Annotated in this window: 25 protein-coding genes and 1 pseudogene; 15 read left to right on the forward strand and 11 right to left on the reverse strand. The window is 72.0% G+C overall.

The window, feature by feature from the left end:
• The first annotated feature begins 176 nt into the window (after positions 1–176).
• The 9 genes from OG294_RS01000 to OG294_RS01040 all read left to right on the forward strand — a co-directional run bounded on the left by OG294_RS01000 (position 177) and on the right by OG294_RS01040 (position 7,377).
• The gene (locus tag OG294_RS01000; RefSeq protein ID WP_327064429.1) at positions 177–392 is read left to right on the forward strand and encodes a hypothetical protein; all 216 of its coding nucleotides are present in this window, start codon (positions 177–179) and stop codon (positions 390–392) included.
• A 106-nt stretch (positions 393–498) separates the two neighbouring features.
• Complete coding sequence (locus OG294_RS01005) at positions 499–1,035, forward strand: MauE/DoxX family redox-associated membrane protein (protein ID WP_327064430.1); 537 nt, start codon at positions 499–501, stop codon at positions 1,033–1,035.
• A 14-nt stretch (positions 1,036–1,049) separates the two neighbouring features.
• A complete protein-coding gene (locus OG294_RS01010) occupies positions 1,050–1,616 on the forward strand; it encodes a hypothetical protein (protein ID WP_327064431.1) in 567 nt (188 codons plus the stop codon).
• A gap of 8 nt (positions 1,617–1,624) precedes the next feature.
• Positions 1,625–3,574, forward strand: coding sequence for an ABC transporter ATP-binding protein (locus OG294_RS01015; protein ID WP_327064432.1), 1,950 nt, complete (start codon positions 1,625–1,627; stop codon positions 3,572–3,574).
• Complete coding sequence (locus OG294_RS01020; protein ID WP_327064433.1) at positions 3,571–3,996, forward strand: S26 family signal peptidase; 426 nt, start codon at positions 3,571–3,573, stop codon at positions 3,994–3,996. The genes OG294_RS01015 and OG294_RS01020 overlap by 4 nt, the downstream gene beginning before the upstream one ends.
• A gap of 201 nt (positions 3,997–4,197) precedes the next feature.
• Positions 4,198–4,620 (forward strand): hypothetical protein, encoded by a 423-nt coding sequence (locus OG294_RS01025; RefSeq protein WP_327064434.1) that lies wholly within the window; start codon positions 4,198–4,200, stop codon positions 4,618–4,620.
• Between the two features lie 310 nt (positions 4,621–4,930).
• The gene (locus OG294_RS01030; RefSeq protein ID WP_327064435.1) at positions 4,931–6,070 is read left to right on the forward strand and encodes a serine hydrolase domain-containing protein; all 1,140 of its coding nucleotides are present in this window, start codon (positions 4,931–4,933) and stop codon (positions 6,068–6,070) included.
• 377 nt (positions 6,071–6,447) lie between these two features.
• Positions 6,448–6,573, forward strand: coding sequence for a hypothetical protein (locus tag OG294_RS01035; RefSeq protein ID WP_327064436.1), 126 nt, complete (start codon positions 6,448–6,450; stop codon positions 6,571–6,573).
• 54 nt (positions 6,574–6,627) lie between these two features.
• On the forward strand, positions 6,628–7,377 hold the full coding sequence (locus tag OG294_RS01040; protein WP_327064437.1) for a sulfite exporter TauE/SafE family protein: 750 nt from the start codon (positions 6,628–6,630) through the stop codon (positions 7,375–7,377).
• Positions 7,378–7,733: 356 nt separating this feature from the next.
• On the opposite strand, the gene OG294_RS01045 is transcribed toward OG294_RS01040, so the two are convergent.
• From OG294_RS01045 to OG294_RS01055, 3 genes and pseudogenes are all read right to left on the reverse strand, one after another.
• Entirely contained in the window at positions 7,734–8,207 is a 474-nt protein-coding gene (locus tag OG294_RS01045) for a DIP1984 family protein (protein WP_327064438.1), read from the reverse strand.
• Positions 8,208–8,220: 13 nt separating this feature from the next.
• Positions 8,221–8,886: pseudogene (locus tag OG294_RS01050) on the reverse strand (amidohydrolase family protein); the annotation flags it as partial.
• Positions 8,850–9,656, reverse strand: a complete 807-nt coding sequence (locus OG294_RS01055) for a C45 family peptidase (RefSeq protein ID WP_327071413.1) — start codon at positions 9,654–9,656, stop codon at positions 8,850–8,852. The gene OG294_RS01055 and the pseudogene OG294_RS01050, both read right to left, overlap by 37 nt.
• 489 nt (positions 9,657–10,145) lie before the next feature.
• Between OG294_RS01055 and OG294_RS01060 the strand changes: the two genes are divergently transcribed.
• Positions 10,146–11,138, forward strand: coding sequence for an SDR family oxidoreductase (locus tag OG294_RS01060; protein ID WP_327064439.1), 993 nt, complete (start codon positions 10,146–10,148; stop codon positions 11,136–11,138).
• 463 nt (positions 11,139–11,601) lie between these two features.
• On the opposite strand, the gene OG294_RS01065 is transcribed toward OG294_RS01060, so the two are convergent.
• Entirely contained in the window at positions 11,602–12,195 is a 594-nt protein-coding gene (locus OG294_RS01065) for a TetR/AcrR family transcriptional regulator (protein ID WP_327064440.1), read from the reverse strand.
• Positions 12,196–12,318: 123 nt separating this feature from the next.
• On the opposite strand from OG294_RS01065, the gene OG294_RS01070 reads away from it, so the two are divergent.
• Complete coding sequence (locus OG294_RS01070; RefSeq protein ID WP_327064441.1) at positions 12,319–13,431, forward strand: FAD-dependent oxidoreductase; 1,113 nt, start codon at positions 12,319–12,321, stop codon at positions 13,429–13,431.
• Positions 13,432–13,546: 115 nt separating this feature from the next.
• Here the strand turns inward: OG294_RS01070 and OG294_RS01075 are convergent, their stop codons facing one another.
• Positions 13,547–14,689 carry a low temperature requirement protein A gene (locus OG294_RS01075; protein WP_327064442.1) on the reverse strand — a complete coding sequence of 381 codons (1,143 nt, stop codon included), beginning with the start codon at positions 14,687–14,689 and terminating at the stop codon, positions 13,547–13,549.
• A 137-nt stretch (positions 14,690–14,826) separates the two neighbouring features.
• A complete protein-coding gene (locus OG294_RS01080) occupies positions 14,827–15,822 on the reverse strand; it encodes an aldo/keto reductase (protein WP_327064443.1) in 996 nt (331 codons plus the stop codon).
• A gap of 298 nt (positions 15,823–16,120) precedes the next feature.
• Between OG294_RS01080 and OG294_RS01085 the strand changes: the two genes are divergently transcribed.
• Positions 16,121–16,897 (forward strand): hypothetical protein, encoded by a 777-nt coding sequence (locus OG294_RS01085; RefSeq protein ID WP_327064444.1) that lies wholly within the window; start codon positions 16,121–16,123, stop codon positions 16,895–16,897.
• Between the two features lie 89 nt (positions 16,898–16,986).
• Here the strand turns inward: OG294_RS01085 and OG294_RS01090 are convergent, their stop codons facing one another.
• On the reverse strand, positions 16,987–17,889 hold the full coding sequence (locus OG294_RS01090) for a hypothetical protein (RefSeq protein WP_327064445.1): 903 nt from the start codon (positions 17,887–17,889) through the stop codon (positions 16,987–16,989).
• Positions 17,886–18,935 carry an SPFH domain-containing protein gene (locus OG294_RS01095; RefSeq protein WP_327064446.1) on the reverse strand — a complete coding sequence of 350 codons (1,050 nt, stop codon included), beginning with the start codon at positions 18,933–18,935 and terminating at the stop codon, positions 17,886–17,888. The genes OG294_RS01090 and OG294_RS01095 overlap by 4 nt, the downstream gene beginning before the upstream one ends.
• A 361-nt stretch (positions 18,936–19,296) precedes the next feature.
• On the opposite strand from OG294_RS01095, the gene OG294_RS01100 reads away from it, so the two are divergent.
• Positions 19,297–20,646 (forward strand): APC family permease, encoded by a 1,350-nt coding sequence (locus OG294_RS01100; protein ID WP_327064447.1) that lies wholly within the window; start codon positions 19,297–19,299, stop codon positions 20,644–20,646.
• 678 nt (positions 20,647–21,324) lie between these two features.
• Positions 21,325–21,714, forward strand: a complete 390-nt coding sequence (locus OG294_RS01105) for a lytic transglycosylase domain-containing protein (protein WP_327064448.1) — start codon at positions 21,325–21,327, stop codon at positions 21,712–21,714.
• 96 nt (positions 21,715–21,810) lie between these two features.
• On the opposite strand, the gene OG294_RS01110 is transcribed toward OG294_RS01105, so the two are convergent.
• The 3 genes from OG294_RS01110 to OG294_RS01120 all read right to left on the reverse strand — a co-directional run bounded on the left by OG294_RS01110 (position 21,811) and on the right by OG294_RS01120 (position 22,764).
• Positions 21,811–21,945, reverse strand: a complete 135-nt coding sequence (locus OG294_RS01110; protein ID WP_327064449.1) for a hypothetical protein — start codon at positions 21,943–21,945, stop codon at positions 21,811–21,813.
• Positions 21,946–22,042: 97 nt separating this feature from the next.
• On the reverse strand, positions 22,043–22,402 hold the full coding sequence (locus OG294_RS01115; RefSeq protein ID WP_327064450.1) for a hypothetical protein: 360 nt from the start codon (positions 22,400–22,402) through the stop codon (positions 22,043–22,045).
• 176 nt (positions 22,403–22,578) lie between these two features.
• Complete coding sequence (locus tag OG294_RS01120) at positions 22,579–22,764, reverse strand: hypothetical protein (protein ID WP_327064451.1); 186 nt, start codon at positions 22,762–22,764, stop codon at positions 22,579–22,581.
• A gap of 206 nt (positions 22,765–22,970) precedes the next feature.
• Between OG294_RS01120 and OG294_RS01125 the strand changes: the two genes are divergently transcribed.
• Positions 22,971–23,984, forward strand: coding sequence for a helix-turn-helix transcriptional regulator (locus tag OG294_RS01125; protein WP_327064452.1), 1,014 nt, complete (start codon positions 22,971–22,973; stop codon positions 23,982–23,984).
• The last annotated feature ends 115 nt before the right edge of the window (positions 23,985–24,099 follow it).

Here is a 24,099-nt window from a genome sequence, read left to right on the forward strand (position 1 = left end):
GATCGTCAATGTGTCCCGCCCGTCTCGCGCTGAGTCCCCGTGGGATGCCGCCCTGTCGGCCGATTCTAGGTTTGATCACGAATCCTGCAAGGTCGTTCCCACATGCTGGCGGTGCCGTTCCCGATCGGGTACGCCCCGGGCGCGGCCCGTACCGCAACGAGACGAATGGACGACCCATGCGCAAGTGGCTCCAGAACCTTTCCGACTCCCTGGTCGACCGCCTGGTCCCGAAGGCGGAGGCCGCCGCCGCCACCAACTGCTGGACCGAGCAGCGGTGCAGCTTCGGTCCTCCCGAGGCGTGCAGCAGCACCAACCGCAAGATGCTGTTCACCTACCTGCACTGCGCCGACGGCTCGACGAGTTTCGTCAGTTCCCACTGCGCCAACTGCTGACGGCAGGGCCCGCTGACAGAGCCGCCGAGCCGGTGAGAAGCCCGGCGGGAGGCGGTGCCGGCACCGCCTCCCGCCGGATCTCCGAGCACCAAGAGGATTTCACGCGATGGACGTTGTCACCTGGGTCAGCCGGGGCTGCCTGCTGCTGGTGTTCGCCCTGTCCGTCCACGGAAAGGTGCGCGGCCGGCGCGCCTTCGAGGAGTTCACCGAGTCCGTGCGAGCCCTGGTCCCGGCCTTCGCCGACCGGGCGCGGCCGCTCGCCGCCCTGGTCGTGGCCGCGGAGGCCACGATCGTGGTGACGCTCGCGGTGCCGGGCTCCGCCGTGGCCGGGCTCGCCCTCTGCGCCGTCCTGCTGGCCGCCTTCACCGTGCTGGCCGTCACCGCGTCACGCGCCGGGAGCAGCACCCCGTGCCGCTGCTTCGGCCGCTCGTCGACTCCCCTGGGCACCGTCCACGCCGTGCGCAACGCCGCACTGCTCGCCCTGGCCGGGGCCGGCCTGACCGCCACGGTCCTGTCCGGGCCGGGACACGCCGCACCGGCGACGACCGCGACGGCTGCGACGGCCTTCCTCGCGGGCGGTGTCCTCGGCCTGCTCGCCTCGGTGCTCGACGACCTCGTCGCACTCTTCCGGCCGCTGCCCTGAAAGGAACACCCACCGTGAGCCCGCTCACCGTCGCCGTTGCCGCTGTCGGCGCCCTGTCCCTGCTCAACCTCGTCTTCGCCCTCGGCATCGTCAGGCGGCTGCGCGAGCACTCCGAACAGCTGGCGAACGCCGCCAGGCCCGTGGCCGGGGCACCCGGGCAGGCCGTTGCGCCGGTCGGAACCCCGGTCGGAACCTTCCGCACCGGGAGCACCGGGACGGCCGACGACGCGCTCGGCCACGAGGACCTGGCGGACGGAACCCTGGTCGCGTTCTTCTCCCCTACCTGCGAGCCCTGCCGGGACAAGCTGCCCGGTTTCGTCGCACGGTTCGCGGACCGGCCGCAGGAGCGGGACCGCGTCCTTGCCGTCGTCGTCGGAGAGGCCGAGGCCTGCGCGCCGATGCTCGCCTCACTGGCCGCCGCGGTGCCCGCCGTCCAGGAGGACCAGGACGGGCCCGTGTCCACGGCGTTCGCCGTCCGCGCCTTCCCCACCTGTGCGCGGGTGGGACGCACAGCGGACGGGCGGCTCGTGGTGACCGAGGCCGACGTCTGGCCGCAGGCGGCCGTCGCCACCGCGCTGTGAGCGCGCCGGTGCCGAACGGCGATGCGCAGGACCCCCGCGGAGCGCCGCGCGTCCTGGCCGCCGCGATCCGCCTGGTGCACCGCGCCGCGCCGGTCGGCCTGACCACCTGGCTGCTGCTCACCCTCGCCGCCTCGGCGCTACCGGTGGCCGCGGCCTGGATCCTGCGGACCCTGCTCGACCGCCTCGTCGCCGGAGCCGGAAGCGGAGCCGGCAGCGGGGCCGGCAGCGGGATCGGGGCCGGCCCCGGCGCCGCGGAGCTCACCGCTCTGGCCCTGCCGCTGGTCGGCTGCGGCGTCGCCGCAGCGGTCGTCCCCCAACTGCTGCAGTACGTCCAGGCGCGGCTGCGCCGGGCGGTGGGGCTGCGGGCCCAGCTGGAACTGCACACGGCGGTCGACCGGTTCGTGGGACTGCGCCGCTTCGAGGACCCGCGCTTCCTGGACCGGCTGCGGCTGGCCCAGCAGTTCGGCGGCTCCGCCCCCGTGGACGCGGCCGGCAGCGGGATCGGGCTCATCGGAGCGCTGGTGACCCTCACCGGGTTCCTCGGGACACTCACCCTGCTCGGGCCCTGGATGGCGGCGGCGGTCCTGGCGTCCGGCATACCGGTCCTGTGCGCCGAGATCGCACTCAGCCGCCGCCGGGCGGCGGTGGCCTGGGCCGTCGGCCCGGTGGAACGCAGGGAGCTGTTCTACAGCGCCCTGCTGACGAACCTGCGGGCCGCGAAGGAGATCAGGCTCTTCGGCGTGGGGCGGTTCCTGCGCGAGCGGATGCTGGTGGAGCGCCGTACCTCCGACACCGCCAAAGCGCGGATGGACCGTCAGGAGCTCACCGTCCAGGCCGCACTCGCCCTGCTGTCGGCCGTGGTGGCCGGCGCCGGCCTGCTGTGGGCCGTGACGGCGGCCCGCTACGGCCGCGTCACCGTCGGGGACGTCACACTGCTGGTGGCCGCCCTGCCCGCGGTACAGGCGGCACTCGCCAACCTCGCGCTCGAACTGGCCCGCACCCACCAGGCCGTGCTGATGTTCCGCCACTTCATCGCCGTCACCGGCGCGCCGCCCGACCTCCCGCTGCCCGCACGGCCCGTCCACGTGCCTCCGCTACGTCACGCGGTGGAGTTCCGGGACGTGTGGTTCCGCTACGGCGACGGGCAGCCCTGGGTGCTCCAGGGCGTCGACCTGGTGATCCCCGCGGGGCGGTCCGTGGGCCTGGCCGGCCTCAACGGCGCCGGCAAGTCCACCCTGGTGAAGCTGCTCTGCCGGTTCTACGACCCCACCCGCGGCCAGATCCTCTGGGACGGCACGGACCTGCGCGAACTGTGCCCGCGCGAACTGCGCCGACGGATCGGAGCGACCTTCCAGGACTACATGGAGTACGACCTCACGGCACGCGAGAACATCGCTCTCGGCGACCTCACGGCGCTGGCGGACGATCCCCGGGTCGAACGGGCGGCCGAGCTCGCCGGCGTGCACGGCCGGCTCGCGCGCCTGCCGAACGGCTACGACACCCTGCTCAGCCGCATCTTCTTCAGCGAGCAGGACAAGCAGGACGCCGACACCGGCCTGGTGCTCTCCGGCGGCCAGTGGCAACGGCTGGCCCTGGCCCGCTCGCTCGTCCGCACCGACGCGGACCTGCTCATCCTCGACGAACCCAGCTCCGGCCTGGACCCGGAAGCCGAGTACGCCGTCCACCGGCGCCTGCGCCGGCACCGCGCCGGCCGCGCCGGGCTGCTCATCTCACACCGCCTCAGCACCCTGCGCGACGCGGACACCGTCGCCGTCCTGGAGGACGGTCGGATCACCGAGGCGGGACCGCACCAGGAGCTGGTCCGTCGCGACGGCTCCTACGCCCGGCTCTTCCGCCTCCAGGCCAGCGGCTACGCACCCGCCGAGGACGACGGACCGCGGTCACCCGAAGCACCGGCCGTGCGGGTCGCCCTCGGCGAGCACGGGACGGCGTCGTGATCGAACGGCTCGTTCATTGCCTGCTGCGCACCCGCCTGCTCGCCGTCACCGTGACCGGCCCCAGCATGGAGCCCTCCCTGCGCAACGGCGACCGCGTCCTGGTGATGCGCCGGCACCCGCGCCGCCTGTCCCGCGGCCACATCGTGGTGCTCGGACCGGACGGTGCCAGGCGCGTCCCGGGCGCGGGGCCGCGCGGACTGCTCATCAAGCGGATAGCGGCCGCTCCGGGTGACCTGGTCCCGCCGCCCCTGGCCACCCGGCTCGGCTGCCCACCGGGTTCGACCGTGCCACCGGGCCAGCTCCTGGTCCTGGGCGACAACCCGGGTCTCAGCCTCGACTCCCGCCACTTCGGCTACGTGGCGCAGGACCGGGTGGTGGGGGTGGCGGTCCGTCCACTGCGCCGCGGGCCGGCGGGAAGCTGAGCCCCGCATTCCTCTTCCCGTACCCGGCCGGATGCTGCCCGGTCGGGGTGGGGGGGGTGGGGGGTGGGGATGAACCTTTCCGAGATGACGGGACGTCACGAGAGTTGGACCCTCTGCCGGGCCCGGCGGCCAGGCGCTGTCCGGTATCCGGCCGGCCGCTCGGGAAGCGCCGGGGGTGTATCGACGACGTCAGGAGTGCGTGTGAAGAAGATCAAGGCCGCCGTTGCCATCGCGGGCGTCCTCGCCGCCGTGGGGCTGACCGCGGCTCCCGCCGAGGCCAGCCCCGCGAACTGCGGCAGCAAGCAATGGGGCGGCCAGTTTCTCTGCGGGGGAGACTACGGCCGCGACGGGCAGACCTTCGCCAACCTGCCGGGCGGGAACCAAGAGGTCTTCGTCGTCGGTACCGACCACGCCGTGTGGCAACGCTGGACGGTTGACTCCGGCAGCCAGATGAGCGACTGGAACTCCCTGGGCGGCTACGTGTTGAGTCAGGTTCAGGTCCAGGGCAACCCGGCAAGCGGGGAGAACTTCGCCATCATGGCGAAGGGTACGGACGGCCAGTGGTGGAACCGTGTCCACGACACGTCCGGCAACTGGGGCCCCTGGTACGCCTTGGGGAAGTAACCCTTCCGTTGGTGGAAGGCGATCAGCGGGAAGCGCCGGCCGCCGGGGGCGTACGTGCGCTCGCCGTCGGCCACGTCCCGATCGATGGGCCGCGGCTCCGTGAACCCGCCATGCCCGGGCCAGGACGACCGGCCATGGATGGCCGGTGTGCTGGCCTGGGCGTCTGCCGGGCCCGTGGACCAGCATCGAGGTGCCTGGTCGGCAGCTCCCGACGCCGCGTCAACCCGCGCGGGAGCGCTGACCACCGCGCCCGAGGGGGCCCGACGCCCCCGCGGGAACGAAGCAGACCACCCGTGGACGAAGGAGTCCGATGAAGTCCCTACGCCTGACCGCGGTCAGCACGACACTGCTGCTCGCCGCCCTCGCCGGTGTCGGCACAGCGCATGCGGACACGCCGACCGCTGCCGGCATCCTGCAGGCCGGCGCTCAGGAGGGTGTCGCCGACGGGTACCCCGGGGTGATCGGCCTGGTCCGCCAGGGCGACACCACCCAGTACGTCGAGGCGGGCACGGGCAACCTCGCCACCAACGCGCCCGCCGACCCGAAGGCGCAGTTCCGGATCGGCAGCAACACCAAGGCGTTCACCTCCACCGTGCTGCTCCAACTGGAGGCCGAGCACCGGCTCTCGCTCGACGACACGGTCGCCAAGTGGCTGCCTGGAGCGGTCGACGCCAACGGCTACGACGGCACGAAGATCACCATCCGGGAGTTGCTCAACCACACCTCCGGCCTGCCCGACTACGCCGGCACCGCGGGGGTGGCCGGCCCCTACGTCCTCGACCTCAACCCGAACCAGGCCTTTGCGCCGCAGTCGCTGGTGGACATCGCCCTGGCCTCGCGGCAGCCGGCCAGCGCGCCCGGTCAGACGTGGAGCTACGCCAACACCAACTACGTACTGGCGGGCATGGTGATCACCGCGGTGACCGGAAACAGCCCGGCCACCGAGATCCAGCACCGGATCATCGCGCCGCTCGGCCTGACCAACACCACCTTCCCGACCAGCGACCCGAACCTGTACGGCAACTACCTGCACGGCTACGTGCACCCCGTGACCTTCTACACCAACGACGTCACGGTCTCCAACGTGCAGCTCTACGGCTCGGCCGGGGCCATGGTCTCGACCCTGGACGACCTCACCGCCTTCGGCAAGGCGCTGCTGACCGGCAAGCTGCTGCCGCCTGCCCAGGAGGCCGAGCTCAAGACCACGGTGCCCGTGGACAGCGCCGGGACCACGACCTACGGCCTCGGCATCGAGCACGTCCAACTGCCCTGCGGCCAGTGGGCCTGGGGGCACAACGGCGAGATACTCGGCTACTACAGCGCCTGGTTGAGCAGCGAGGACGGCACCAAGCAGGTCGCACACGCCAACAACGAGTTCCACCTGCTCCCTCGCACGAGTGGCCAGATCGACACCGGCACCGCCCTCGTCAACGCCTACTGCGCGCTCTGACCCCGGCACCCGTGCCCCGAGGAGGACCGGCAGAGGGCCGCGGGCCTGCCCGGATCGTGCCCAGGCCCGCGCGACGCGACCGACGAGATCACGCGACTGACGAATCATCGGGCAACCACAGAAAGCCGACCCATGCATCGACGCCTCAAGGACATCAGCCGCCTCGTGGCCATACGGTGAAGCGGACGATTACGGACGCTCCGGGAGCGACGATCGAGGGCACGATGACACCACCGGTCAGCTCTCTCGCCGGCGAGGCGTCCTCCCCCGCCCCGGGCCTCCGTCGAACCGAGCCGGCGCGACACGGGAAGCCAGGCGGGGAGCCGGCCGGTGGCGCTCCGGATCACCCGGTCTACGACGAACCCCGCCTCCTCCTGGTGTCGGTGGACCACCGGCTGGCCGGCCGGGAGCGGGTCGCGCTGGACGACATCGCCGACGAACCCCTGCCCAAGGTGCACGGAGCCCGTGCTGTACGCGATCACCAGGGTCACATCATCAACTGATCGTCCCCGGGGAAGTCCTGGGGATATGCTGCTGGCTGCCGTGAGGGGGGAGACATGCTTCGCGTCGTGCTGCTGCTGGTCGCGGGGGCGGTCAGCGGCATGGTGGGGTCGGCGGGCGGTACCACTTCGCTGATCGCCTACCCGGCCATGCTGGCGGCCGGGCTCACACCGCTGGCCGCGAATGTCACCAGCGCGGTGGCGTTCCTGGCCAACTGGCCGGGCTCGGCGCTCGGGGGGCGGCCGGAGCTGAGCGGCCAGGGGCCGTGGCTGCGCCGCTGGTCGCCGCTGGCCGGCCTGGCCAGCGCGCTCGGTGCCGGGCTGCTGCTGGTCACCCCGGCCACCGCCTTCAACCGGATCGCCCCCTTCCTGCTGGCCCTGGCGGCGGTGGCGCTGCTCGCGCAACCGCGGATCTCGGCCTGGCTGGCCCGCGGCGACGGCACGGGCGCGCCGAGGGGCGTACTGCCGATCGGCCTGGGCCTGTGCGCGCTGTACGACGGCTACTGGGGCGCCGGGGCGGGCATCATGACCCTCAGCGTGCTGATGATCACCACCGGCCTGCGGTTCGCCCAGGCCAACGCGCTCAAGAACATGGTGCTCGGCATAGCCGACGCGGCCTGTTGCGCGGTCTTCCTGGTGTTCTGGCCGGTGGACTGGGCGGCGGCCGTCCCGCTGGGTCTCGGCATCCTGCTCGGCAGCGCGCTCGGCCCGGCGGTGACCCGCCGGGTGCCCCCGGCCGCGGCCCGGATCACCAGTGCCTGCATCGGTCTCGGCCTCGCCGTCTGCCTGTGGGCCGGCGTGACCTGAGCCGTGCGCGGTCAGGACGACGTACGTCGTCACAACCTACGTCGTCCACGGGCAAGCACCGATGGTGTCCGCGAGTGGTGCCGGGGCGGAGACGGAGCGAGGACCGTGCTCGTGTTGCACGGCCCTCGCTCCGGGTGTGGGGCGCCCCGTTCCCGCCCTCGTCGTCCGGATCTGCACGTGGTGGTGAGCTGTGCGGTGTGCTCTGTCACCTGTACGCGATGCTGAGCTGCATTGTTTGGTGGGGAATCGAACCCCCTGCGTTGCTCTTCACGCGCCATGGGCCGGATAGACCGCCGACCCGCGGTGTGTGCACGCCTCCGTGACGACTACCTGCTTCCCACACCCAGCTTGTGGGGTCAGTCCTCGATCAGGTCGATCTCCCAGTTGGTGCGCTGGATCAGGGTGTCCACCTCGCGGATCTCCTTGGCCAGGAGGTCCGCCTGGGCGCGGAGCTCGGCGACCGGCAGGGCGGAGAGGATCCTGAGTTCGGACCTCAACTGCCGCACGGCTCCGCGCTGGTCGCGTCCGGAGGCCGCGTCGGCGGCCGCGGTGGTCACCGAGTGGCGCAGCCGCAGGACGTCCCGGCGGGCGAGGGCGTCGGTGAGGGTGCCGCCGCCCTCGATGACCGCGGTGGAGTTGGTCCGGTTGATCTGACGGATCAGCCGCTCCAGCTCGTCCAGCACCTCTCCGGCCTGGGCCAGGACCTCCGCCGCGTTCTCGGCCGGCTCCTCGCCCTCCTGGTAGCGGGCGCTGCCGACGACGCGCGCCCGCAACTGCTCCACCCGCCGCACCGCAGCCGCGCGCTGCGCGAGCGCTTCAGCCAGTTTCACCGCGTCATCACCTCTACGTCCCGCTGATCGTCCGGCAAGTATGCACGTCGGTGCCTGACGGAGCGGTACGCGGGGTGGGGCCGGCCGAACCGGCCCGACCGGGCACATCCAGGTGCGCACGCCGGGAATCGACGGACCGGTCCGTCGCTGTGCTCCTGGCGTCACGCGTGGTCCCTGGCGTCATGCGCGGGCGAGGCGGGGGAAGAGGGCTTCGGCGTTGCCGCGGTTGACGGCGTGGAGTTGGCCGGGCTGCCAGTCCTGGTAGCTGTCCAGGTGGGTGGTGAAGCAGGAGGCGGCGGGGATCGTGGCGAAGGGCCAGTCGCTGCCGTAGAGGATGTGGCCGGGGGCGGCGAAGGCCTGCAGGGCGGGCGACGCGGTGGGCTGCGTAGGGCAGGAAGCCGCCGGCGTGGGAGAGGATCACCTTCATCCGGGTGTGGCGGCTCATGACGCCGTTGAAGGTCATCTGGACGGCCGCGCGGGCGGTGTCGAAGGTGAAGTCGATGACCGGTGCCGGGATGCCGGGGAGCATCGGCAGTGCCGACTCGGTGGGGTGGATGAAGACCACGGCGGCGCGGGCGTCGAGTTCGGCCCACAGGGGTTCGAAGGCCGGGTCGCCCAGGTAGCGGCCTTGGGCGTTGGACATCAGGACCACGCCGTCGGCGTGCAGCTCATCCAGTGATACAGCGGCGGCTTCAGCATCGCCGCCGCATCCGTCCCCGCTGCCCGTACGGCGCTCAGCCGCTCCCCGGTCCGGGAGAACCGCTCCTGCTCCTCGGGCACCGGCAGGTGCTGATGGTTGGCCGCGCACGCGTCCGCAGCCACGGTCAACGGCATGTCCGGCCCCACGAACACCGTCACCGCGCGCTGGGAGTCGACGAGCGTGACGTTCTGCGGAATCGCGATCGGGAGGGACCGGAGCCTGCCGATCGCCTCCCCCACGGTGTCACACGTCTCCAACAGGTAGCGGAGCACGATGAGGATGGAGAAGCCGGGGCCGTGGACGAACCGTCCACCGAAGGTCAACGAGACCGCGAGGCCGGCGTCGTTCATCCCGTCCAGCAGGCCCCAGAGCGCCTCCTGCGTCCCGATCACCGGGCGCAGGAAATGGGACGAGACGATGGCCCCCTCACACTCGTCGGGATTGAAGTCATAGTTGCGCAACAGGGTGCCCGCACCGCCGATCTGGGTGCAGCCCGAGAAGAACGGCCGTAGGGCAGCGTGGGTGAGAAGGGTCTCCCCTGCGGGCCGGTCGAGTTGGCGGCCGAGCCGGTCGAGCACCGGGACCAGCTCCGGCATGTGCGACTCGAAAAGCCTCCGCGCACGGTCCGCCCCCTGCGGGGACCGGCCCTCCTCGGTCAACCACCCCTGCGCCACCGGCCACAGCGCCTGCGCGTGGGCTGCCCACTGCCCATCGCCACCGTCACCGACCCTGATCGCGCTGAAGGTCATCCTCTGCTGGCTCATGGCTGCCGCTCCTTCGTTCGACACCGGGCGGTCCGGTGTCAAGCTAGCCAGTTTCGTGGGCGATTCACCACACCGGACGGACCGGACGTCCACACTCTCGCCGGGCTGCCCCGGGCCTCGGCCCCCGCCACATGGATGCCCCCTTCACCAGCTTCGGCCCCCGGGAAACAGTCAGGTGCCCTACCTGGTTGAACATCGAAGGCCCCTCGCCCGCACCCAACGGGCGACGACTCATCGCCCGGTACCAGGTCGGTGCCCTCGCCCTGGTTCGTAGCCCATTTGCGCCGATGACGGAAAATCCCTGGTCGCGGTGGACGCCTGCCGCTACAGTGCCCGGTGTCGAACGCGACCGAGGGAGGTGGGGTTATGGGTGCCGTGAGCGAGCTTCGCCATGTCCTCATCCGGGTCGCCGACTGAGTCGGCGTCATGCCGCCGCGGCCCGGACCCCAGCATCCCTTTCCGGAGTCGCACACCATGCGCAGCAGTACCTTCCGCCCGCTGAGTCTTCTCGTTCTCGGCGGTACCCGTTTCCTGGGCCGCGCCGTCGTCGAGGCCGTACTGGCCGACGGTCACCAGGTGACACTGTTCAACCGCGGCCGCACCAACCCCGGCCTGTTCCCCGGGGTCGAGACCGTCATCGGCGACCGCACCGGTGACCTGTCCGCCCTGTCCCACCGGCGCTGGGACGCGGTCGTCGACGTGGCCGGCTACGACCCGCAGGTGGTCGGCCTGTCGGTCGACGCCCTGCGCGGCCGGGTGGGGCGGTACGTCTTCGTCTCCTCCCTGTCCGTCCTCGCCGACCAGAGCACACCGCAGAACGAGGACGGCGAACTGCTCGTGCTGCGTCAGGACATGCCGCCCGAGGAGGCGTACGGGGCCCGCAAGGCCGCCTGCGAGCGCGTGGTGCTCGACGCGTTCGCGCAGCGGGCGTCCATCGTCCGCCCTGGCATGATCGTCGGGCCGCACGACCCGACGGACCGCTTCGCGTACTGGCCGCGCCGCTTCGCCCGTGGCGGGCGTGTGCTGCTTCCCGGTGACCCGGCGGATGCCGCCCAGTTCATCGACGTCCGGGATGTGGCCGACTGGATCGTCGGCTGCGTGGGCGAGGAGCGGGGCGGCGTCTTCAACGTGACCGGCCCGACGCTCGCCTTCGGCGCGTTCTTCGAGGCGTGCCGCGCGCTCGCCGGCGCTCGCGCCGAGACGGTCTGGGTGCCGAGCGAGCGGCTGCTCGCGGCCGGGGTCGACCCCTGGATGGGCGTTCCCATGTGGATCGCCGACCCTGCGTGCGAGGCCATCAACCGGGTCGACGTCTCGCGCGCGCTGGCCGCCGGGCTGACGCTCCGTCCGCTCGCGCGGACCCTGGTGGACACGCTCGCCTGGGACACCGCACGCGGCGCGCTGCCCCAGGACCGCGAAGGGCTCGGCGAGCAGGAGGAGCAGCGCCTCCTGCGGATGCTGACGGACTGACACCGGCAGGGTCCCTTCCTCGATCGTGCAGCGAGGAAGGGACGCACCGGAGAGGTGCCCCGAGGGCACCGTACGAGCGACGAGGCGCCGTCCGGACTTCCAGTCCCCATCACGAGTGCGAGCAGCGCATCATCATGCCGGACCTCTTCGTGCAAGGCTGCGGCCATGCCATTCGGTTGGCGTGCCCGATTCCGCTGCTCTGCCCGTGACCTTGCCCCGCGACGTTCCCGTGGTCCAGCTGCACGAAGTGAAATCGTCTCCATCCTCGGAGCGGCTGGGACGCCCTGACGGGCCGTACTGCAGCCGGGCCGGCTCCCGCGGCCTCGCCCTCCAGCGGGTCCGGACTCTGCGCCCCCGTCCCTGTGCTGCGCTCCGCGCCACATGTCCGTTGCCGTAGCCGTACGAGGACAGGACCGAGAGCCCGCACTGCATCCGCGCCCGCCGGGACTCCTTGCGGGCCTGGTCAGTTGCCCGGGTGGGTGGCCGCCCAGCCGTGTTCGAGCAGCGCGAAGGCCTCCTCGGCGGCCCGGCGCGGTTCGGGGTGCCGCAGGACGAGGCTGCGGGCCTCCAGGGCGAAGTGGGCCAGGGCGGCGCAGCTGACGTCGTCCTCGGGCGCGCCCACGGCTGCGGCGACGGCCCTCGCCAGGGCCGCTTCGTGGCGTGTCCACATGTGGTGGGCGTAGTCGCGCAGAGCAGGGGTCTCCTGCACCAGGCGGGTGAAGTCGGCGAACCGCGGGTCCGCGGCATGGATGGCGAGCTGGGTCTGCTTCAGCAGGAGGTGCTCGCGCAACGCCTGCGGGATCGACTGGCCCGGGGGGCGATCGCGCACGGCAGCCACGAGTGCGGCTTCCAGGTCGTCCTCCTGATCGAAGACCAGGGCTTCCTTGACGGGGAAGTGCTTGAACAGGGTGGTCACCGAGACGTCGGCGAGGTCGGCGACGTCCTTGACGCCGACCTGGTCGTAGCCGCGCCCGAGGAAGAGCTCAAGTGCGGCGTCGGCCAGGGACTGGCGGGTCTGGGCCTTCTTGCGCTCGCGGCGCCCGGTCGGTTCGGTCACGCGCACACTCTATCGCGAACTGCATTCACTTCAAAAGTGTAGTCATTGCACTTATTGAGCGAGTGTGCTTTCGTGGTGATGCCGGGCCTCCCGGTGACCCACCCACCTCCCGAAGGGCACTCCATGAACTCCGCTCGTCATCCCCGCATCGCGATCGTCGGCGCCGGCCTCGGCGGCCTCACCTGCGCCCGAGTCCTGCAGCGACACGGCCGCTCCGTCACCGTCTTCGAACGCGAGGCATCCGCCGACGCCCGCCCGCAGGGCGGCAGCCTCGACATGCACGCCGACACCGGCCAGGCCGCGCTGCGCGCGGCGGGGCTCCTCGACCACTTCCACGCCCTCGCCCGCCCCGAAGGGGACGAGTGGCGCGTGCTCGACTTCGCCACCGCGGGCGTCCTGGCGCACCAGGTGCCTTCCCCCGACGCCGACGGACGGCCGGAGATCGACCGGGGCCAACTGCGCGGTCTGCTCCTGGAGTCCATCGCCGAGGGCACGGTGCGATGGAACCGAGCCGTGAGCGCCGTCACCCCGCTGGCGGACGGCACCTGCCGACTGCTCTTCACCGACGGCACCGCCGAACACTTCGACCTGGTGGTCGGCGCCGACGGCGCCTGGTCGCGCGTCCGGCCGGCCCTGTCGCACGCCGCCCCCAGCTACACCGGTGTCACCTTCATGGAGACCGGATTCGACCACTGCGACACCCGCCACCCCGACCTCGCCCGGCTGGTCGGCAACGGATCGATGCTGGCGAAGGGCGCCGGACGGACCTTGGTCGCCCAGCGCAACAGCAACGGCCACATCCGTGCCTACATCGCGCTCCGCGAGCCGGAGGACTGGCACGTGGCCGCCGGTGTCGACCTCGGCGACCATCAGGCCGTGCGGACACAGCTGTTGAGGATGTTCGAGGGCTGGGACGAGAGCCTGCGCAACATCCTGCGGAACGGCGACAGCGGGTTCGTCAACCGGTCCCTGTTCGTGCTGCCCGCCCCGCACACCTGGGAGCACGTTCCCGGCGTCACGCTGCTCGGCGATGCCGCGCACCTGATGCCCCCGGTCGGGCTGGGCGCCAACCTCGCCATGCTCGACGGCTCCGACCTCGCCCATGCCCTGATGGCCGAGCCCAGCATCAGCGACGCCGTCCGTGCCTACGAGAGCATCATGCTGCCGCGCTCGGCCGAGGCCGCAACCGGCAGCGCCCAGGGCCTCGACCACCTCGTCCCCGCGGCGACCCCCTGAGCGCACCCGCCCGTGGTGCCTGCGGCGGCGGCCCGCCCGCGCTTCCGTGTTCCAGGAGAAGCAGCAGAGCGGGGCAAGGACTCGGCGGACCGACCGGCGGATTCCTGGGGGAACGTCAGGTGTGCGGGGCCTCCTCCAGTTTCGGCTGCGCGGGCTCGGCGGCCTCCCACGCGATCAGGACGAGCAGGGCCAGGACCGCCGTCGCGAGCGCGGCGGCGCCACTGTTCCAGAGCGCGGCGGGCGTCACGAGTGCGGCGGTGGCGAGTGCGGCCAGGATACGGGGCAGGGGCCAGCTGCCCGCGAGGGCGCGGTGGAAACAGGCGAGGCCGGACAGGTAGAGGGCGGTGCCGAGGGGCAGCAGGAGGGCGGCGAGGTGGTGGGAGGGACGGAGGAACTCGTCGATGGCCTTCTGCATGCCGACCGCCGCGACCACGATGCCGAAGATGATCACGTAGTAGGCGTAACCGAAGGAGTAGACAGCGACGCGCGATCGGTGCCCGGCCGGGACCCGATCCAGCCGAGCCTCGCTCTCGCGTTCTTCCCGCCCGAAGTAGAGCCACCACATCTCGGCGCTCAGCACCAGCGCCAGCAAAGCGCCCAGGATGGACGTGGTGACGCTGTTCTCCCGCGAGGTCACGGCTCCGACCTCGGTGATCGACTCGCCCAGCACGATGATCACCGCGAGTCCGTGGCGCTCGACGAAGTGCCCGGCACCGACCGCGAACCCGCTGGCCCTGGTGACCAGCGGTGTCATCACCTCCATGGCGGCCGCCAGCGTCCACAACCACAGTCGTGCGTGCGGCGGTGCGGCCGCCGCCGCCAGCACCACAAGGGCGCTGGCCAGGTTCAGCGGACCGATGCGCATGATCCCGCGGTGGCCGGAGGTCCCGATGAATCCGACCAGGTGGACCGTGACGACCAGGAGGTAGCCGGCGCCGAGGATGAGCGCCCAGGGACCGTGCCCAGGCGCCTTCGGGACGGCCATCGACATCAGGAAGAACCCCGCCATGGCGGTCAGCAGGAGCAGGCGAGGGCCGGTGCGGTCGAGATCGAGCGCGTTGGTCAGCCAGGCGTAGCCGGCGTACATCCACCAGACGAGCATCAGGAGCACCGCCATCCGGCCCACGCCGAGCAGCGTGGGCGCGACGGTGAGGGGCGAGGCGACCTGGGTGATCGTGAAGACGAAGACCAGGTCGAAGAAGAGCTCCAGCGGCCGCACCGACTCCGCGGGACCTGGGACGGCTGTCTCATCGGTCACGGTCGAGATTGTTCCAGCACGGCGCCGCCGCTGCGGCGGACCACGCTGCCACGGGTCCGTTCGGTCGTGCCGCCCTGCCCTGGGCGGCGGTGCTGGGGTGCGGTGCGGTGCGGTGCTGGGGTGCGGTGCGGGGGGGCTCAGTTGCCGGTGCCGAGGCCGGACATGAATGCGGACGGGTACCGGTCGCCGCGCGCCGAACCCGCCGGCACCGCCTTCTCGATCTCCGCGAGGTCCTGCGCGGTGAGGGTCAGCTTCATCGCAGGCAGTGCCTCGACCAACCGCTCGCGGGTGCGGGCGCCGACCAGCGGCACGATGTCCTCGCCCTGGGCGGCCACCCAGGCGATGGCCAGTTGGGCGACCGTGCACCTCTTCGCGTCGGCGACCCGGCGCAGTGCCTCCACGAGGGCGAGGTTGTGTTCCACGTTCCCGCTCGAGAACCGCGGGTTGAAGCCGCGGCTGTCACCGGGGCCGGCGGTGCGGCCGGCGGACCAGTGGCCGGAGATGAGACCGCGGCTGAGGACGCCGTACGCCGTCAGGCCGATCCCGAGCTCCCGCAGCGTGGGCAGGATGTCCGCCTCCACCGCGCGGGAGATCAGCGAGTACTCGATCTGGAGGTCGGCGACCGGGTGCACGGCGTGCGCGCGGCGGATCGTGGCCGCGTCGACCTCCGAGAGGCCGAGGTGCCGCACGTACCCGGCGTCGATCATCTCCTTGATCGCGCCCACCGTCTCCTCGATCGGTACCGCCGGATCCAGCCGGGCGGGGCGGTAGATGTCGATGTGGTCGGTGCCCAGGCGGGTCAGCGAGTAGGCGAGGAAGTTCTTCACCGCCTCGGGCCGGCCGTCCATCCCGCCGAACCCCGGGCCGGGCGCCCGCAGCATGCCGAACTTGACGCTCAGCTGGTAGCCGTCCCGGTCCCGGCCGCGCAGCGCCTCGGCGATCAGCAGCTCGTTGTGGCCCATCGCGTAGAAGTCGCCGGTGTCGATCAGCGTGACCCCCCGCTCCAGCGCGGCGTGCACGGTGGCGATGCTCTCCGCGCGGTCGGCCTCCCCGTAGACGCCCGACATGCCCATCGCGCCCAGACCCATCGCGGAGACAGTGGGGCCGGTGGTGCCCAGGGTTCGTGTCTGCATCGCGTTCTCCTCCGTCGTCGTCGCTCTACCACCCAGCTTGCGCCCGCACCGCGACGTGCGGGAGCGGAGCGTTCATCCGGGGACCGCCGATCCCTGGCCCGGCTCTCGCGCCGCGTTGGCGGTCGCCCCGGAGCATCCGGTGCTTCAGCGCGTCTCCGTGCGAGATGCTCGCGTTCACGGGCCGGCCGGAAACGGGATCCTGCGGTACCGCGGGTGGCGGTTCGGAGCACCAGGCCTTGTCGGGCCATTGCCGTAGGTTCGTGCCGACCGCGTGCGCCACCCCTGCCTGAGGAGATCCATGGCCGACACCATCAACTCGCTCGCGTCCCGTGTCCAGGAACTGCTGGTGGCGAACCTGACCAGTCCAGCGGCCTCGGCCGCCCACGTCGCCACGGGCTTCCACGACGTCATCGCGCGCGCCACCGCGCTCGGCCCGGACGCGGCCTGGCTGGTCGGCGCCGGGCACAGCGGGCTCGCCGCCCTGGCCTTCCTGCACCGCCGGATCGACCAGGCGCTCTTCCACCTCGACGCCGCCGTCACGGCCGGCTTCAACGACTGCGTCGCCCTCCACGCCGCCGCGCTCCGGCCGCTGCACGAGGACCCCCGCTTCCGCGCGATCTACCAGCGGATCCGCATCACCATGGCCGACCTCGACGAACTCGTCTGGATACACCAGGAGATGCACATCATGTCCCGGGACGCCGCGAGGGCCTCCACCGAGAACATCGGCCGCCACGACACCGGGATCTCCCTGCTCCCCCAGGCCCTCGTTCCGACCCGGGTGCCGAACACCCCCGGGGTCCTGATCGCCCGGATCGACCTCGCCGCCACCCAGACCGCGCTCCAACGCGCCCTCATGAAGGCGGACATCAGCCGCGCCGCCGGCAACGCCTCCATCAGCGCCGTCTCCTACAACTGGGACAACGCCCGCGCCCGGCGGGACGCCTGGCGCGCCGACGACCTGGAGTCCCAGCGCCGCCAGGCCGCCGCTGCCCGCGCCTTCGTCGAGCGCCCTGGCGTCAGCACGCTGGTCATTCCCTGTCCGCCGCTCGGGTCACTCATCTGTCCGTCCTGACACGGTCACTGAGCTCGGCGCTTCAAGGCGGTGGCGGCGGATGAGTGGTCCAAGGGTTCTCCGGCGCACGCCGAGCGCGAGTCGACCGCTCACCCCACCAGCCGCAGTCGTTCCGGTGCCACTCGCACCCGCACGGTCTGACCCCAGCTCAGCTGCAGGGCGTCCGACTCCACACCGTCGCCGAAGGCGACCAGTTGGTCCGACTCCACGGTCAGCGTCAGCTCCTGGCCGACGCCGCAGCAGCCCTGGACCTGGGTGGTCCCGGTGACCGGCGAGGGCCAGGCCTCCCGGACGAACCAGCTCAGGGCAGGCGCGCCCGGGGCGGGCAGCGGGACCTCGCTGCGGCGTTCCAGCCAGGCCGAGCGGCACCAGCCCGTGGCCCCGGTGCCGGTGCCGACCAGGACGCCGGAAGAGGCCTGCGCCTCGTCGGGGCCGCCGCCGGGCGGAGTGAGGCGGTAGCGGGCGGTCTGGTGACCGCGCTGGCCCAGGTAGATCTCGTTGAGGGCGAGCAGCCGCTGGGTGTCGTCGGCGACCGCCTCCACCATGGTGCACTCGGCCGACCGCAGGTCCACCGCGGTGGAGGCGGCCAGCCGCAGCAACTCGGCGGCGTCCTCGGCGTGATGACGGACCAGGACACCCGGGTTACGGCCCGGCTCGGCGTCGATCCCGATCACCGGCTGGCCGGCCAGGTACTTGGCGACGTTCGCCACCAGTCCGTCCTGACCGACGACCACCACCAGGTCTTCCGGGCCGAAGAGGAACCGGTCCAGATCACCGCGCTCGATCCGGCTGCGCCGCCAGTCCGGCGGCACCGCGGCGGCCACCGCCGTCAACGCGGCCTGCAGCCGCCGGTGGCGCTGCTCCACCTCGTCCAGCGACCGGCCGCGACGGGCCAGGAAGAAGGCGGCCTGGCCCCGCGATCCGTGCCGGGCGAGCAACTCCTGGTACTCGGTGTGCCGGTGGACCAGCACCACGCGCGGGACCAAGGTCACCGGGCACCGCCGGCCGGTGCCGGGCGGCCCAGCTGGGCGAGCAGGCTGGTCAGCAGGTCCGGGCTGAGCGTGAGGCTGTCGATCTTCGGCAGGTTCTCGGCCAGCCGGCCGAGCGCGAGGGCCTGCAACACCTCGGGGCTGGCCTGCTGGTGTGCGGCCAGCCAGGCGGCCTGGCCGGCCGCCTTGGCCTCGCTCAGGGCCCGCTCGGCCGCGGCCTGGGCGTCGGCCAGGAGTACGGCGGCCTCGGCCTCCGCGGTGGCCAACCGGGTACGGCGCTGCGCCTCCGCCTCGGCCCGGACCTGGTCGGCGGCAGCCTGCTGCTCCGCCTCGCGGTAGGCGTTGACGCCCTGATGGCCGATCAGCTCCTGCTCCCGGCGGGCGAGTTCGATCCTGTTGGCCAGTTCGTTCTCGGCGATCTTGCGTTCCCGCTCGACCGCGACCGCTCGCCGCTCGTAGGTGGCCCGGTCGGCCTCCTGCTGCACCTGCTCCCTGGCCGGGGTGCGCAGCGCCCGCTCCAGCTCCGGCTCGGGCCGTAGCGCGGTCACCCGGACCGCGAGCACCACCAGGCCGAGTTCCGCCAGCCGCGCGTCGTCCGCCAGCCCCTCGGCGATCGCCCGACGCACCGTGCGCACGCCCTCGGCCAGCGCCACCGCCAGCGTGGTACGGGCGATCAGTTCCAAGGCGTGCTGCTGGGCGGTCTCGGTCAGCAGCGTGCCGAGCTGCTCCAGCGGTTCGGCCCGCCATGCCCCGGTCTCCGGGTCGATGCTGAAGTCCAGCCGGGTCGCGGCCAGTTCGGGATCGGTGATGCGGTAGGTCAGGGTCACCTGGATGGCCAGGTCCTGGAACTCGGCGGTTCTCGCATGGCAGAGCAACGACAGCTCCCGGTCGTCGGCCGGCACTTCGGAGATCGCCGCGGCCAACGGCCGGAACCAGAACGCCAGTCCCGTGCCCTCGTGGGCCACGGTGCCGCCGCGCAGGTGGCGGATGTGGGCGGTGGGGGCGGCCCGCAGGTGCAGCAGACCGAAGCGCTTCGTGATGTCGGCCATGGGTTCCTCATTTCCGAGACACCTTCTCGTCTCACTGACGATAACTGCACCTGCGACTTATCGTCAACCTGACGAAAGCAACGCCAGCGACCACCGCTCTCGCACGGCGAATAGCGTGCGCCACGCACGCATGAGGTGGGACCCTCGCCTGCCCTTCGCACCCTGGCCCGCCGTGGCATGCCGACAACGTCGCCGTCGGGCGGACCCGCCGGGCCCCGCACCCCTTCCTTGCGGCCTCAGCAGCCCACGGATGTCGCATACTGACCGAACGGGATACCGCCTCGGCCGCCGGCAGTCCGGAGGGAACGTCCATGTCCGATCAACCCGGTGCGGCCCCGGACGAATCCGCACCACGGACCCGTTGTCCCGGTTCGGATACCGGTCACAGCTCCGTCGTACCCTGCGCCTGCGCGACCTGCTGGTCTACGGCCTGGTCTTCATGGTGCCGATCGCCCCGTTCGCGATCTTCGGCGTGGTCTTCGACCTGTCCCGGGGCATGGTGGCGCTGACCTACCTCGTCGGCCTGGTCGCCATGCTCTTCACCGCGCTGGGCTACCGCGAGATGTCCCGCGAGTTCCCGATCTCCGGTTCGGTCTACGCCTACGCGGCGCGCGGGATCCGCCCGGAGGTCGGATTCCTGGCGGGGTGGGCCATCCTGCTGGACTACCTGCTGGTCCCCACCCTGCTGTACGTGACGGGTGCGGTGGCCCTTCAGGCGGTGGTGGGTGACGGCGTCCCCCAGTGGTTGTGGATCACCGTCTTCGTGGTGTTCAACACGGTGGTGAACCTGCTCGGCATCCGGACCACGGCCTGGATGAACAAGCTGTTCCTGCTGGCCGAGCTGATCGTGCTGGCGCTGTTCGTCGCCCTGAGCACCGCAGCCGTCGTCCGCGGGGTGAACGGGGCGCACTGGAGCCTCGACCCGCTGTACAACCCACAGGTCTTCTCGGTCCCGGTGGTGTTCTCGGCGCTGTCGGTGGCCGTACTCTCGTTCCTCGGCTTCGACGCCATCTCCACCCTGGCGGAGGAGGTCAAGGGCGGCGCCCGGGTGGTGGGCAGGGCCACCCTGCTCTCGCTGTGCATCGTCGCGGCGCTCTTCGTGGTGCAGTCCTACCTGGCCGCGCTGCTGTTGCCGGGGCGCACCTCGCTACCGGACCAGGCGGCGCAGAACACCGCGTTCTACGACGTCGCCAGAACGGCCGGCGGAGTCTGGCTCAAGAACGTCGTCGCACTCACCAGCGCGTTGGCCTCCGCCGTGGCCAACGCGCTCGTCGCCCAGGCCGCCACCTCCCGCCTCCTGTTCTCGATGGCCCGGGACGGCTTCCTGCCGCGCTTCCTGTCCCACGTCGACGCCGACCGCCAGGTCCCCGAACGGGCCATCCTCCTGGTCTCGTTGATCAGCCTGGCACTCGGGCTCAGCCTGGTCGGCCAGGTAGCGCTGCTCTCGTCGCTGGTGAACTTCGGCGCACTGTTCTCCTTCCTGCTGCTGCACCTGTCGGTCGCGTGCCACTTCCTGCTCCGCAAGCGTCAACGCACGTACGGCATGCACCTGGTGGTACCGCTGCTGGGTTTCCTGATCATCGGCTACGTGCTGGCCAAGGCCAGCCCCCATGCCCAGATCGGCGGGGCCTGCTGGCTGGTCATCGGCATCGTGATCCTGATCGTCCGGCATCGGACCGGCCGCTCCGTCGACCTGAAACTCGATGCCTGACCAAGCCGTGGCAACACCCCCAGGTGTCCTACAGCGCCTACGTCGGCTCCGCCACCCGGGCCCTGTACGAAGCCGCAACCACCGGCGCACCCCGGCGGGCCCGACCTCCTTGAGCCCCCCGGGTACGGACCGCCGCCATCGAGCGGTTGCCGACAGTCACCATGATGTGAGCTGGGTCCCCTTGGGGCGGGTGCCGGACGGGGGTGGGCCGTGATGGTCCTCACGCGCTGGGGGCACCTCCTACCCTTCCTCGTAGACCGTTCACCACTCCCGCCCACCGGGCCCGCCGGGCCGGACATCGTCATGGCCGCGCTCCCGCGCCTGCGGCCTGGTCCGCACCGTTTCTGCAGGTCAAAACGTTGCAAATCGCCCAAAAAGCCGCGCCAGAGCAGGTTTAACCGCCCGAACCACACCAAGCCGCCCGCGCCCCACCGGCACGTTCACCCGGCACCGCTACGACGCACCGTCGTAGCGGGCACCCCTTGGAGCCGGCCGACCGGCCCGCTAACAATGGCTGAGTCGCCAGCTGCGGCGGCGGTTCGATCCGCTGCCGCACTCCCGTCCGGCGGTCGCTCACTGTGAGAGCGACCGCCCCGGCACCGACACCCGCCCGCCGGGCCCCACCGGGTCCGCCGAGCCGCGGGACAGGTGCCCAAGTGATCTGAGGTCGAACTCCACATGCCCGTGATCTCCACCCGCATGCGCAAGTCCGCCGCCCTGCTCGCCTCCGCCGCCGGCATCGTCGCCATCGGCGCCGCCGTGGCCCCCACCGCCGCCTCTGCCGCCACCCCGCAGCAGATCGCCGCCAGCATCGTCCCCGCCGACCAGCTGGCCTCCTTCGACCAGATCGTCTCGCACGAGAGCGGCTGGAACGTCACCGCGACCAACCCGTCCTCGGGTGCCTACGGCCTGGGCCAGGCCCTGCCGGGCAACAAGATGGCCTCCGCCGGCGCCGACTGGCAGACCAACGCCTCCACCCAGATCAAGTGGACCTACGACTACATGAACAGCCGCTACGGCAGCCCCAACCAGGCCTGGGCCTACTGGCAGGTCCACCACAACTACTGATCACCCGACCAGCGACCCCCAGCGGGTCACCCCTGAGGGGCCCAGCACGCGACCCGCGCGCCGGGCCCCTCAGGCGTTCCCGGAGAGTCTGCGGTCTCAGCGGAACGCGGCGATGTTGCGCACGGCCCAGTCGGCGAAGGGGCGCGGGGCGGGTTTGCGGTTCCGGTTGCGGCACCGGTCGGCCAGGCGGCGATCGGGGTGCGGGCGGCTGCTGCCGGGCCGGGCCGTCACGCGCGGCACGGCATGCGGGAGGGGCGCGCCTGCCCCGCGGTGGCAGGCGCGCCCCGCACCGGGACCTCGGTGGCCCCGGCGTCGGTCCGGTGGGACGTCAGTTGGAGAGGCTGCCGAAGCCGCTGCCGCCCCAGACCTGGATGTAGTAGTGCTTGCCGTACAGGCCGCAGATGTTGCCGGTCACATCCAGGCTGAACGCCTCGATGTTGCCGCCGCCGACCTGGACGTGGGTGTCGTTGTCGACGACGCGGAATCCGCCCCAGTTCCAGCCGTCGTGCTCGTTGGCGGTGTAGCTCAGGCAGTGGGTGCTGGTGTTGGAGGCGATGGTGGGGCTCGGCACGTTGTCGCCCGGGGTGCCCACGGTCTGGCCGTTGGCGAACGCCGTGCCGCCACCCATCGTGAGCGCCGCCACGATGCCTGCCGCCGCGACCGCGGTCCCGATCGTCTTCTTGCCCATGGTCATCTTCTCCTTCGTGTGGGTCGTGAGGTCAGCCGACCCGGCCGCGTTCGCGGCCGGGCACCTCGGCTGTGGCGGCGTGTGCCGCCGGCTGTGGATCCTGGTGGTTCTGTCGAACTCCCCCGGGCCCCGTCGGCCCCCGCCGATCAGCGAGCCCGGGTGCGGACACCGGTCGCTCAGTGGTTGACGCGGGGACCGCCGCAGCTGATCTCCGGTGAACCCGAACGGGTGCACGGGTGGCCCCAGCCGGTGTCCGCCAGGACGGTGTGCGCGTGGGACGCCGTGACGGTGCCGCCCTGCACCCCGGCCGTCACGCCGAAGAGCGCGACGGCCGCCAGACCCAGGAACACGAGCTTGCGCATGACGAAGATCCCCCTTTGAGACTTGGTGAGGTCGAGCGGTCGTTCCGGCCCCCGGAGGCCGCACCGATCGGCCGGCCCCACAGTGCCGTGCAACGGGTATCGGCCGCCATGGACTTGGGGGATCATCATGTGACGGGGGCACAACAGGACGGCTGCCAAAAACGCCCGAACCGGGTGAAGCCGTAGCGAAGTTCGGGGGCTCGTCAGTGGAGTTGATCGACGAGGACGTCGTGTCGGACGTCTACGCGTGGGTGGTGGCACAGCGCCGCCCCTCGGAGCAGGACCTCACCCGGGTGGGGCGTGAGGTGGGGTGCGGGGACGAGGCGGCCAGGGCGGCCGTGGCGGCACTGGTGGAGCGGCACGTGCTGGTGGTGGGCGCGCAGGGCGTGGTCGCCGCGAGCCCGGAGGTCGCCATCGCGGCCCTGGTGGGCCCGCGGGAGAGCGCGCACCGTCGGGCCGAGGCCGATCTCGCGGCCGAGCGGGAACGCACCGTGCGGCTGCGCTCCCGCCTGGCGGCGCTGAAGCCCACCTATGCCGATCCGCTGCACCTGGAGCGGTCGGGCGGAGTGGACGTGCTGACGGACATGTTCGCGGTCCGGGCGCTGATCGCGGACCTGACCGCGACCTGCGAGAGGGAGATCATGGCCTGCCAGCCCGGCGGCGGCCGCCCGCCGGCGGCCCTGGCCGAAGCCCTGCCGAGGGACCTGGAGCTGCTCGACCGCGGGATCGTCCTGCGCAGCCTCTACCAGCACACGGCCCGCTTCCACCCCGCGACCCAGGCCTACGCCGAGGAGGCCCTCGCGGCCGGCTCGCAGATTCGCACCGTCGCCGAGATCCCGGGGCGGATGATCATCCTGGACCGTCAGATCGCCTTCCTGCCGCACCGCGACCATCCCGCCGGGGCCATCGTCGTGCGCGAACCGTCGATCCTCGACTACCTCTGCTCGGCCTTCGAACAGGCCTGGAGCCTCGGTTCGCCCTACCGGATCGGCCCCTCGGCAACCCGGACGGCGGCCACCGAGATCAGGGCCGCGATCCTGACCCTGATGGCCAACGGTCTCAAGGACGAAGCCATCGCCAAGCGCCTGGGCCTGTCCGTGCGCGCCTGCCGCCGCCACATCTCCGAGCTGCTGGACGCCCTCGACGCCGACAGCCGCTTCCAGGCCGGCGCCATCGCCGCCCGCTCCGGGCTCCTGGAGCCGGTCGTCGAACAGACCTGACGGCAGCGCAGCCAGCCGGGCCCGTGCGACGCCCGCTCTCCGGGTCGGCCCGCGCCGCACTCCACCGGGTCGCCGGTGGACCGGACGGCGACGTGCGCAGGCGGAGCCTCCGGAC

Origin of the sequence: Kitasatospora sp. NBC_01302 (assembly GCF_035976515.1) — a bacterium.
Taxonomy (GTDB): Bacteria; Actinomycetota; Actinomycetes; order Streptomycetales; family Streptomycetaceae; genus Kitasatospora.

Bases quoted from the DNA above. Each gene is read 5' to 3' on its own strand.
- OG294_RS01000 (WP_327064429.1), top strand. From the start codon at position 177: ATGCGCAAGTGGCTCCAGAACCTTTCCGACTCCCTGGTCGACCGCCTG.
- OG294_RS01005 (WP_327064430.1), top strand. From the start codon at position 499: ATGGACGTTGTCACCTGGGTCAGCCGGGGCTGCCTGCTGCTGGTGTTC.
- OG294_RS01030 (WP_327064435.1), top strand. From the start codon at position 4,931: ATGAAGTCCCTACGCCTGACCGCGGTCAGCACGACACTGCTGCTCGCC.
- OG294_RS01040 (WP_327064437.1), top strand. From the start codon at position 6,628: ATGCTTCGCGTCGTGCTGCTGCTGGTCGCGGGGGCGGTCAGCGGCATG.
- OG294_RS01055 (WP_327071413.1), bottom strand. From the start codon at position 9,656: ATGACCTTCAGCGCGATCAGGGTCGGTGACGGTGGCGATGGGCAGTGG.
- OG294_RS01060 (WP_327064439.1), top strand. From the start codon at position 10,146: ATGCGCAGCAGTACCTTCCGCCCGCTGAGTCTTCTCGTTCTCGGCGGT.
- OG294_RS01070 (WP_327064441.1), top strand. From the start codon at position 12,319: ATGAACTCCGCTCGTCATCCCCGCATCGCGATCGTCGGCGCCGGCCTC.
- OG294_RS01080 (WP_327064443.1), bottom strand. From the start codon at position 15,822: ATGCAGACACGAACCCTGGGCACCACCGGCCCCACTGTCTCCGCGATG.
- OG294_RS01085 (WP_327064444.1), top strand. From the start codon at position 16,121: ATGGCCGACACCATCAACTCGCTCGCGTCCCGTGTCCAGGAACTGCTG.
- OG294_RS01095 (WP_327064446.1), bottom strand. From the start codon at position 18,935: ATGGCCGACATCACGAAGCGCTTCGGTCTGCTGCACCTGCGGGCCGCC.
- OG294_RS01105 (WP_327064448.1), top strand. From the start codon at position 21,325: ATGCCCGTGATCTCCACCCGCATGCGCAAGTCCGCCGCCCTGCTCGCC.
- OG294_RS01115 (WP_327064450.1), bottom strand. From the start codon at position 22,402: ATGGGCAAGAAGACGATCGGGACCGCGGTCGCGGCGGCAGGCATCGTG.
- OG294_RS01120 (WP_327064451.1), bottom strand. From the start codon at position 22,764: ATGCGCAAGCTCGTGTTCCTGGGTCTGGCGGCCGTCGCGCTCTTCGGC.